The sequence below is a fragment of the Streptomyces sp. SID5785 genome (genome assembly GCF_009870065.1).
Lineage (GTDB): Bacteria > Actinomycetota > Actinomycetes > Streptomycetales > Streptomycetaceae > Streptomyces.
The window spans coordinates 1-8283 of the sequence record NZ_WWIA01000403.1 but is presented as its reverse complement, the minus strand read 5'-3'; the positions used below and the strand labels follow the sequence as shown (position 1 = coordinate 8283).

Below are 8283 nucleotides of genomic sequence, written 5' to 3'. Positions count from 1 at the left end.
GATCGAGTTCGACCTCGCCCATGCACCCGAAGAAGTGGCGATGCACTATCTGGGGGCTGACCACGGCCTGATTCACCAGTGCCGCGCCCTGAACTGGGCGATGTTCTCGGCCTGGCGCTGGCGCCGGGCAGACCAGATGCCTGACCGGGACCACTGGAGAGTGGCGGGGCTCAATCATGTTCGTACTGCACTCGATCGCTACGAGCTGGGCTGAGCTCGAGACAGAGGGCTGCTGATTCCGATCCGCTGCGCCGTGTGCGGCATCCCGGCACGGCGCAGCGGTCGAACTGACCTCAGACATGCGTTACGTGCCTGGGGGCAACCATGCCTTTCAACTCGGACCGTCAATTGACAGCTATAGATAACTCTCGACCCGCGCCGAGCACCTTGTGATCAGCCGGTTCAAGAAGCTCGCCGCAGGTAAGGCCGCCCTCTTCGTCACCCACAACGTGGACAACGCGCGCATCGCGGACCGCGTCATCGTGCTCGCTGGAGGCCGCGTCGCCGAGTCGGGCACCTTCGAAGAACTCCTCGACTCCGGGGGCGCGCTTGCCGAGCTGTGCAAGCTGTCCCAGGGCCGGCGCCAGGCGCCATTCGCTGCCGGTGAGGCGGGACCGCACCAGGACGGAGAAGCCGGTGCCAGCCTCCAGCAGCCCAGGTTTCCGCGGGATCGCACAGGGAGACTCTGACCTTCCCGTCTCCGCTCCGAAGCGCAGTCCGGGGATCCGGGCGGGCCAGTTCGGCCGCCGGCCAGTCCCGCCCGGTGAGATCGAGTGCAGCTGCTGGGAGTTGCCGTCAGCGCTCGGCCAGTGCGGTGGGCGGTGTCCGGGGGAGGCGCGTCAGACGTCCCCCGCGAGGTCGGTGAGAAAGCCGTCCCAGTCGATGTACGCCTCTTCGGTGCCCGGTGGTACGAGCCGTAGCGTGACGTTGAGCCAGGTGGCTACCACGTCGTGGTCCGCCTCCAACACGGCGTAGCCGTCGGCGGGGCCCAGGCGGAGGCGGAGGGTGTCGGGCGCGCCGGCCCCGTGGAGCACGGGCCAGGCCGCGACATCGCCGTCCCCGGCCAGGCCGTCGAGCGCCTGGACGAACATCTCCCGGGAGAGGACCCAGCGCACCGACGCGCCGTCGACTTCCAGAGTGATGCGCACAGCGAAGGGGTCGAGCGCGGTGTAGTGCAGTTCCAGACCGAGGAAAGCGGACGGAAGTCCGGAAAGTCCCTCTCTGAGCAGGGCGGCGTCGTGTTTCAGCGTGGCGGACCGGTGCGGTGTCACGGACACGTGTGTGAGCGGTGCGGACACGGTGATCACGCTTTTCCGAAGTAGGGTCGGGTGTCGTGGTGGACGGCGCGCGTCAGGCCTGCACCCGTGGGCGCCCATGATGCCGATGGGCCGCGACCGCGTCGACAAACGCGCGCAGAAACTCCGCCTGCGCGACGCCCGGCGTAGCGTCCGTGACCACGCCCTGGTCAGAGACGGCCGTTCCCGACTGCGTCGAGGTGCGGATCTCGTCGGGCACCACGCGGGAGAGCACGCCCACCCCCGAGCCGAGTGCGGCGATCGGTTTGCCGTGCCGGTAGGCGTCTCGTACGAAACGCACCACATCCGGGTCGGTGGCGAGTCCGGGTGTTCCGACCGGGCCGCCCGGTACGAGCACCGCGTCGTAGAGCACGGACGCCACCGTGGGGAGGGCACGGTCGACGGACAGTCGCTCGCCGTCGGACCCGGTGACCGTGCCGTCAGCCGGCGCGATCACCTCGACGGCCGCACCCTTGGAGGCCATTTCGTCACGAACGGACTCCACCTCGGCGTGGTCCACGCCGTCGGAGACGAGCACAGCGATCTGCCGGGTACGCACCGAGCCGTCGCCGCGCAGCGCCTCAAGGCTCAGGGCGGGGGAGGTGGGGCCACCCCGGTTCGGCGCTGTGCGGTCCGGCGGCTCGGGTACTCCGACGCCCCTGGCCACGTCGATCGCCAGGGAGCGGTCAACATGGGACAGCTGGTCGACGGTGCGGGCCCGCACCTCCTGCGTCCCGACCTTGCCGAGCTCGAAGCGGAACGCCTGGACGATGTGCTCCTTCTCCCAGTCAGCCATGCTGTTCCAGAACAGGGCGGGCTGGCTGTAGTGGTCCTCGAAGCTGGGGCTGCGGCGGCGGATCCTGGCGCCGTCGACACGCTCTGCGTGGTGTGTGTAGGCCTGCTCGGCCTCGGGACCGGCCAGGGCCGGGCAGCCCCCGCCGAGAGAGTTCGGCGAGTAGTTGGTTCCGGTGTGCAGCGCCCCTTGGTGGTATCCGTCACGCTGGTTGGTCCGTACCGGGGCCACCGGCCGGTTCACGGGGATCTGGGCGAAGTTCGGCCCGCCGAGACGGATCAGCTGCGTGTCGAGGTAGGAGAAGTTCCGGGCCTGGAGCAGCGGGTCGTTGGTGAAATCGATGCCCGGCACCACGTTGGCTGTGTGGAAGGCGACCTGTTCGGTCTCGGCGAAGAAGTTGTCCGGGTTGCGGTCCAGGACCATCCGGCCGATCGGCCGGACGGGGACCTGCTCCTCCGGGATGACCTTCGTGGCGTCGAGCAGGTCGAAGTCGAACGCGAACTCGTCTTCCTCGGGCACGAGTTGCACACCGAGCTCCCACTCCGGGCAGGCGCCGGCGGCAATGGCGTCCCACAGGTCACGCCGGTTGAAGTCCGGGTCGCGGCCCTGGCACTCCTGCGCCTCGTCCCAGACGAGGGAGTGCGCGCCCAGCGTGGGAGTCCAGTGGAACTTCACGAAGGTGCCGTGGCCGTCGGCGGCGACGAACCGGAACGTGTGCACGCCGAAGCCCTGCATCATCCGGTAGCTGCGTGGGATCGCCCGGTCCGACATCAGCCACATGATGGCGTGCAGTGTCTCGGGCTGGAGGGACACGAAGTCCCAGAGCGTGTCGTGAGCCGAGGCCCCCGTGGGAATGTCGGTGTCCGGCTCGGGTTTCACCGCGTGCACGAAGTCGGGGAACTTGATGCCGTCCTGAATGAAGAAGACAGGAAAGTTGTTCCCGACGAGGTCGTAATTGCCTTCCTGTGTATAGAACTTCGTGGCGAAGCCGCGGACGTCGCGCACGGTGTCGGCCGACCCGCGCGGCCCCTGGACGGTCGAGAAGCGCACGAACACGGGAGTGCGTACGGACGGGTCCTGGAGGAATCCGGCCCGGGTGAATTCCGCGCAGGACGCGTACGGTTCGAACCAGCCGTAGGCGCCCGCGCCCCGGGCGTGCACGACCCTCTCCGGAATGCGCTCGTGGTCGAAGCGGGTGAGCTTCTCCCTGAAGTGGAAGTCCTCCATCAGGGTGGGCCCGCGCTCGCCTGCCGTGAGCGAGTCGTCGGTGTGGTCGAGCGTCACCCCCTGGTCCGTGGTGAGTGGGCCGGCGGCCGGGTCGGCCGCCCGTGCCGCGTCGCGCTGTTCCTGTTTGGGGTCGGTCATCGGTCGCTCCTCGGTCTCGGGAGGGCTCTCAGCGCCGTACGGGCCCGTGGTCCGGGCTGGGCGCGGCCCTGCAGATCTTTGCCAGGGCGGAATGCGGATCGTGTTGTTCGGTGAGGTCGCCGATGCTGATCACGCCGACAGGCCGGTCACCGCTCGTCACAGGCAGCCTGCGGATCGCGTGGCGACGCATCAGCGCCGTGGCCCGGTCCGTCCCGTCGTCGAGGTCCACGCAGACGGGATCCTTCGTACACAGGTCGGCTACGTCCACGTACCGAGGAACCGCTCCGTCGGCCACGGCGCGCAGGGCGATGTCCCGGTCGGTGATCAGGCCGATCAGTCGCCCGCCGTCGGCGACCAGGACGGTGCCGATGTTCTCGTCGCGCATGATCCGGGCGACGTGCGTGAGGGGAGTGCCGGGCCGCACGGCGATCGCGCCTTCGGTCATCGCGTCGCGGACCGTGTGTGCCATGAAGTGCCTCGCGTTTCGGTGGCCGCGTGGTGCCGGGGTGCCGCGGCGTGTCGGACGGCCGCCGAGTACCCGCGCCCGGCGCTCGTACACGGAGTCAGTCGTGGGGTCGGCGCGCCGGGTCGGCGAGCGGGGCGTCGGCTTCCGTGCGCACGACTCGGACCGTGTCGAGGCGCGGGTCGGCGGCGTCCGGCACGTTCATTCCGGCGGTGACGCCGGAGCGCAGATAGCGGAGCACTGGCTCCTCAAGGCGTTCGCCGGGGAGCGCGGCCGGAATGCCGGGCGGGTACGGGGTGAGCATCTCCGCCACAGTCCGGCCCGCGGCATCCGTCCACGGCACGTCGATGAACGGGCCGAAGTAGGAGTCCCGTGGCAGGTCGACCTGTTCGAGCCGCAGTTCGTCCGGAGACGGGACCTCGACCCGTGGCGCAGGGTGGAGAGCTCCGACCGCTCGGGTCAAGGCCTGCAGAGCGTCGAGCAGTACGTCCGTGGTGTCGTGGTCGTCGCCGTGGGTCAGTTGGGTGCTGATCCGGCGATGGTCGCTCAGATGGACGTCCACCGAGCGGCGTGCGCGCAGCCAGTCCGCGGCCGCGTACCCCGTGGTGTCCAGGCCGCTCACGTCGATGACCACTGGCAGGGGGTCGAGGTCATCGGCGAGCGCGGGCCCGCCGAAGTCCGTCCGGTCGTTCACGTGCAGACCGTCGAGTTTCTCGATCTCGGCCCGTACGTCCGCGGCCAGGTCCAGCGCGCGGCCGAGCAGCTCGGACCCGTGCAGCGCCATCTGTCGCCGCCAGCCGTCCAGACCCGCGTAGATGAGGACGGACGGGCTGGTGGTGCCGAGCAGGTCGGCGCGCGATGCGAGCAGGGCGGGGTCGATCAAGCCGCCCTGGAGGTGGAACACCGAGCCTTGTTCGAGCCCGCTGCCCATCTTGTGAATGCTCGTCACACAGATGTCGGCCCCGGCGTCCATGGCCCACGACGGGAGACGAGAGTGGAACGGCAGATGGGCGCCCCAGGCCTCGTCCACGATCAGTGGGGAGGATCGGCGGTGACAGATCTCGGCGAGAGTGCCGAGGGATGCACAACTGCCGTACGGGGTCGGGCTGGTGACGAGCGCGCCCTTCGCGTCGGGGTGTGCGTCGAAGGAGCGCTCGTAGTCAGCGGCGGCCGGAGGATGCGCGAGGTGGCGCTCCGTGTCCCAGCGGGGTTCGACCCATACCGGCCGGATGCCCGAGAGGATCAGGCCCGACACGACGGACTTGTGAGCGTCCCGGCCCACCAGGAGCTTCTCGTGCGGCCCCGCGACGGACAGCATGGCCGCCTTGACGGAGAGTGAACTGCCGCACGTGGAGAAGAACGTGTGCTCGGCGTGCACCGCGTCGGCCATCAGCCGTTCGGCGCGTTCCAGCACGTGGCCGCGCGTGCGCCGGTCGTCGAGGGCGCCGGAGGCAAGGACGTCGCCTTGGAACACGGCGTCACCCAGTACCTCACGGACGGCTGGATCGGCGCCGCGCGCCTGTTTGTGTCCGGGCGGAGTGAAATCGAGCCTCGACAGCCGACGGTGTTCGGCCATCGCCTCGAGGACGGGAGCCCTGGTGTGATCCATATCGGGGGGCATGCGCGCCGGGTTCCCCGCGCGACGATGTTCAACCGGACAAGTGGCCCTCGTGGTGCGGGTGCGTGCGTCGTCCGCCCGCCTCAGCCGGAGGGCTCCTCCGGCACAGGGTGGTCCGGGTTGGGGCTTCCTGGGTGTGGGCGTCCGCCGCGGCGTCCCGATCCGGCCTCGTCGGTCTCGGGCACGTCCTCGGGCTCTTCGTCGCGCCGGTCTGGCTCCTCACGGCCGGCTTCCTGAGACTCCTCGGTGACGGGATCCCACGGATCCCGTCCGGTTCCTGCCTGCTGGTCCTGCATGTCCTTGGGCGTCGGCCCCTCGGGCCGCACGGGGCGGTTCGCTCGTTCGTGCACGGCTTCCTCCTGGTCCGTTGTCGCGGGGTCACGAGTTCCCTGCTCGGCGCCTCGTATGTCCCCCGGCTGCGTGACCGCACGCATCACCTGTCCTTCCCGGGGTACGCAGGGTGTCTCACCAGACCGGAGGAGGCGCGTCCATATGCGTGCTGTGACGTGGCAGGGTCGGCGCAACGTACGCGTCGACCAGGTTCCCGATCCCGGGATCGAGCAGCCGGACGACATCGTCGGCAAGGTGACGACCACCGGCTTGTGCGGCTCAGACCTGCATCTGTACGAGGTCTTCCGCCCCTATCTCGACCCCGGCGACATTCTTGGACACGAGACGATTCGTCCTCACCTCGCCGACGAGGACCCGCTCGGCGTCGACGGCTTCGCCACGCGCCGGCTGTCCCTGGAAGAAGTACCCGCGGCCTACGCGATCTTCCAGGCCAAGGAGGGCGGCATGGTCAAGACCCTCCTGAAGCCGTGAGCGAGCCCACCGCCACCGGACGGACCGCGCTGATCGTGATCGACATGATCCACACGTACGACCACGAGGACGCGGACCTGCTCCTGCCCTCCGCACGGAAGATCGTGCCGGTGGTCGGCGATCTGCTCGCCGCCGCACGCTCGGCGGGTACGGCCGTGGTGTATGCGAACGACAACTTCGGGCAGTGGCGTTCTCATCACGGTGAGATCGTCCGGGCGGCGTTGGACGGTCCGCACGCCGACCTGGTGCAGCCCGTCACCCCGGACGACGACTCGCTGTTCGTCGTCAAGGCCCGGCACTCGATCTTCTACGAGACACCGCTCGCCTATCTGCTGTGGGAGCTCGGCGTCACGCACGTCGTCCTGTGCGGCCAGGTCACGGAACAGTGTGTGCTGTATTCGGCGCTCGACGCCCACATCAGGCACCTCGACGTGACCGTCGTCTCTGATGCTGTCGCCACCATCCACCCGCAACTCGCGGACGCAGCGATGGAGATGATGCGCAGAAACATGGGCGCGCGTGTGCTCGCGGGAGCGGACGTCGTGTTCACCACGTGTGAGCGGGCGCAAGGGGGATGGAGAGAACGCGAGACACTCACCTGAGGAGTACGTGATGGCACGCTACGGATACTTTCTCGCGAGCGAGGAGTTCACCCCCGCCAACCTGCTGGACCAGGCCCGGGCCGCCGAACAGGCCGGCTTCGAGTGCCTGGCGATCTCGGACCACTTCCACCCGTGGACCGAAGCCCAGGGTCAGAGTCCGTTCGTCTGGTCGATGATCGGCGCTCTCGCGCAGGTGACGTCCTTGCCCGTGACGACGTTCGTCACCTGTCCCACGGTCCGCATGCACCCGGCCCTCAACGCCCAGGCGGCTGCCACCTCCGGCGTCCTCACCGGCAATCGCTTCCGGTTCGGCGTGGGAACCGGAGAGGCCCTCAATGAGCACATCCTCGGAGACGTGTGGCCCGATGCGGATGTGCGCATGCAGATGCTGGAAGAGGCTCTCCAGATCATCCGCGAATTGCTCACCGGCGACGAGGTCACCCACCGAGGCCGGCACTACACCGTCGAGAACGCCCGCCTGTACACGGTCCCCGACCAGCCTGTGCCCCTCTACGTCTCCGGCTTCGGCCCCAAGGCGGCTGCGCTCGCCGGGCGCATCGGTGACGGATTCGTCACCATGACGCCGGACGAGGAGCTGGTCGGTCAGTTCCGCCGGGCGGGAGGCGGACAGAAGCCCGTGCTCGGCGGACTCAAGGTGTGCTGGGGCACGGACCGTGACCAGGCGGTCAAGACGGTGCACCGGCTGTGGCCGACCCAGTTCCTGCCCGGCGAACTGGGGCAAGTGCTGCCGAGCCCCGCACACTTCGAGCAGGCTTCGACGCTCGTCACCGAACAGGCCGTGGCCCAGGGCGCGGTGTGCGGCGACGACGCCGGAGAACACACGCGGGCGCTGTCGGCCTACGTCGAGGCCGGGTTCGACGAGGTCTACGTTGGCCAGATCGGCCCGGACCAGCAGGGATTCTTCGACTTCTACCGCAGCGAGGTGCTGCCGGCGCTCCGCTCGTCCTGAGCACGCCCGAACGGACTGCTGTCCAGGCCGGACAGCAGGTCCGCCGTATCCCGGTACACCTGCGCCGCACCTGCCGCCTCCAGTGCGGACCCGCACACCCCGCCGCTCAGCACCGCCATCGGGGTGACACCGGCGCGCCGTGCCGCCTTCATGTCCCACACCGAATCTCCCACGTCGAGGACAGCCGCGCGGGAGGTCACGGCATCGCTCGTTCGTGTGCCGTCAGGGGGAGGAGCAGCGCGGTGCGCCCCTGCCGCCAACGGGTCAGCAGCCTGTCGGCGAGACGGTCCTCGAGGAAGCCGGTGGCACGTACGCCGAACGCGACGTCGGCGTCGAGGTCGGGTTCGGCGGCCAG

9 protein-coding genes and 3 pseudogenes are annotated in these 8283 nt (G+C 69.2%); 5 read left to right on the top strand and 7 right to left on the bottom strand.

Going from position 1 to position 8283, the window contains the following annotated elements; all coding sequences use genetic code 11:
* Both GTW43_RS13415 and GTW43_RS13410 read left to right on the top strand, forming a co-directional pair.
* Positions 1–214 (top strand): annotated as a pseudogene (locus tag GTW43_RS13415) (aminoglycoside phosphotransferase family protein); the annotation flags it as partial.
* 175 nt (positions 215–389) lie between these two features.
* Positions 390–689: an ABC transporter ATP-binding protein gene (locus GTW43_RS13410; protein ID WP_161301892.1), complete on the top strand. Its 300-nt coding sequence runs from the start codon at positions 390–392 to the stop codon at positions 687–689.
* A 150-nt stretch (positions 690–839) separates the two neighbouring features.
* Here the strand turns inward: GTW43_RS13410 and GTW43_RS13405 are convergent, their stop codons facing one another.
* The 5 genes from GTW43_RS13405 to GTW43_RS13385 form a co-directional block, all read right to left on the bottom strand.
* Entirely contained in the window at positions 840–1271 is a 432-nt protein-coding gene (locus GTW43_RS13405) for an SsgA family sporulation/cell division regulator (RefSeq protein ID WP_161301891.1), read from the bottom strand.
* Between the two features lie 79 nt (positions 1272–1350).
* Complete coding sequence (locus GTW43_RS13400) at positions 1351–3453, bottom strand: catalase (protein ID WP_161301890.1); 2103 nt, start codon at positions 3451–3453, stop codon at positions 1351–1353.
* Between the two features lie 28 nt (positions 3454–3481).
* On the bottom strand, positions 3482–3922 hold the full coding sequence (locus GTW43_RS13395; RefSeq protein ID WP_161301889.1) for a CBS domain-containing protein: 441 nt from the start codon (positions 3920–3922) through the stop codon (positions 3482–3484).
* Between the two features lie 94 nt (positions 3923–4016).
* Positions 4017–5537: an aminotransferase class I/II-fold pyridoxal phosphate-dependent enzyme gene (locus GTW43_RS13390; protein WP_161301888.1), complete on the bottom strand. Its 1521-nt coding sequence runs from the start codon at positions 5535–5537 to the stop codon at positions 4017–4019.
* An 80-nt stretch (positions 5538–5617) separates the two neighbouring features.
* Positions 5618–5884, bottom strand: coding sequence for a hypothetical protein (locus GTW43_RS13385; RefSeq protein ID WP_343245994.1), 267 nt, complete (start codon positions 5882–5884; stop codon positions 5618–5620).
* 142 nt (positions 5885–6026) lie between these two features.
* Here GTW43_RS13385 and GTW43_RS38015 point away from each other — a divergent pair.
* From GTW43_RS38015 to GTW43_RS13370, 3 genes and pseudogenes are all read left to right on the top strand, one after another.
* Positions 6027–6209: pseudogene (locus GTW43_RS38015) on the top strand (alcohol dehydrogenase catalytic domain-containing protein); the annotation flags it as partial.
* A 143-nt stretch (positions 6210–6352) separates the two neighbouring features.
* The gene (locus tag GTW43_RS13375; RefSeq protein WP_343245993.1) at positions 6353–6958 is read left to right on the top strand and encodes an isochorismatase family cysteine hydrolase; all 606 of its coding nucleotides are present in this window, start codon (positions 6353–6355) and stop codon (positions 6956–6958) included.
* Between the two features lie 10 nt (positions 6959–6968).
* Positions 6969–7928, top strand: a complete 960-nt coding sequence (locus GTW43_RS13370; protein WP_161301886.1) for a TIGR03557 family F420-dependent LLM class oxidoreductase — start codon at positions 6969–6971, stop codon at positions 7926–7928.
* Here the strand turns inward: GTW43_RS13370 and GTW43_RS13365 are convergent.
* A complete protein-coding gene (locus tag GTW43_RS13365; RefSeq protein ID WP_161301885.1) occupies positions 7889–8128 on the bottom strand; it encodes an HAD family hydrolase in 240 nt (79 codons plus the stop codon). The two genes, GTW43_RS13370 and GTW43_RS13365, sit on opposite strands and share 40 nt — an antisense overlap.
* Positions 8125–8283: pseudogene (locus GTW43_RS13360) on the bottom strand (iron-containing redox enzyme family protein); the annotation flags it as partial. The gene GTW43_RS13365 and the pseudogene GTW43_RS13360, both read right to left, overlap by 4 nt.

Excerpts from the sequence above, each read along its gene's own strand:
- GTW43_RS13400 (WP_161301890.1), bottom strand. The coding sequence starts at position 3,453 with ATGACCGACCCCAAACAGGAACAGCGCGACGCGGCACGGGCGGCCGAC.
- GTW43_RS13395 (WP_161301889.1), bottom strand. The coding sequence starts at position 3,922 with ATGGCACACACGGTCCGCGACGCGATGACCGAAGGCGCGATCGCCGTG.
- GTW43_RS13390 (WP_161301888.1), bottom strand. The coding sequence starts at position 5,537 with ATGCCCCCCGATATGGATCACACCAGGGCTCCCGTCCTCGAGGCGATG.
- GTW43_RS13370 (WP_161301886.1), top strand. The coding sequence starts at position 6,969 with ATGGCACGCTACGGATACTTTCTCGCGAGCGAGGAGTTCACCCCCGCC.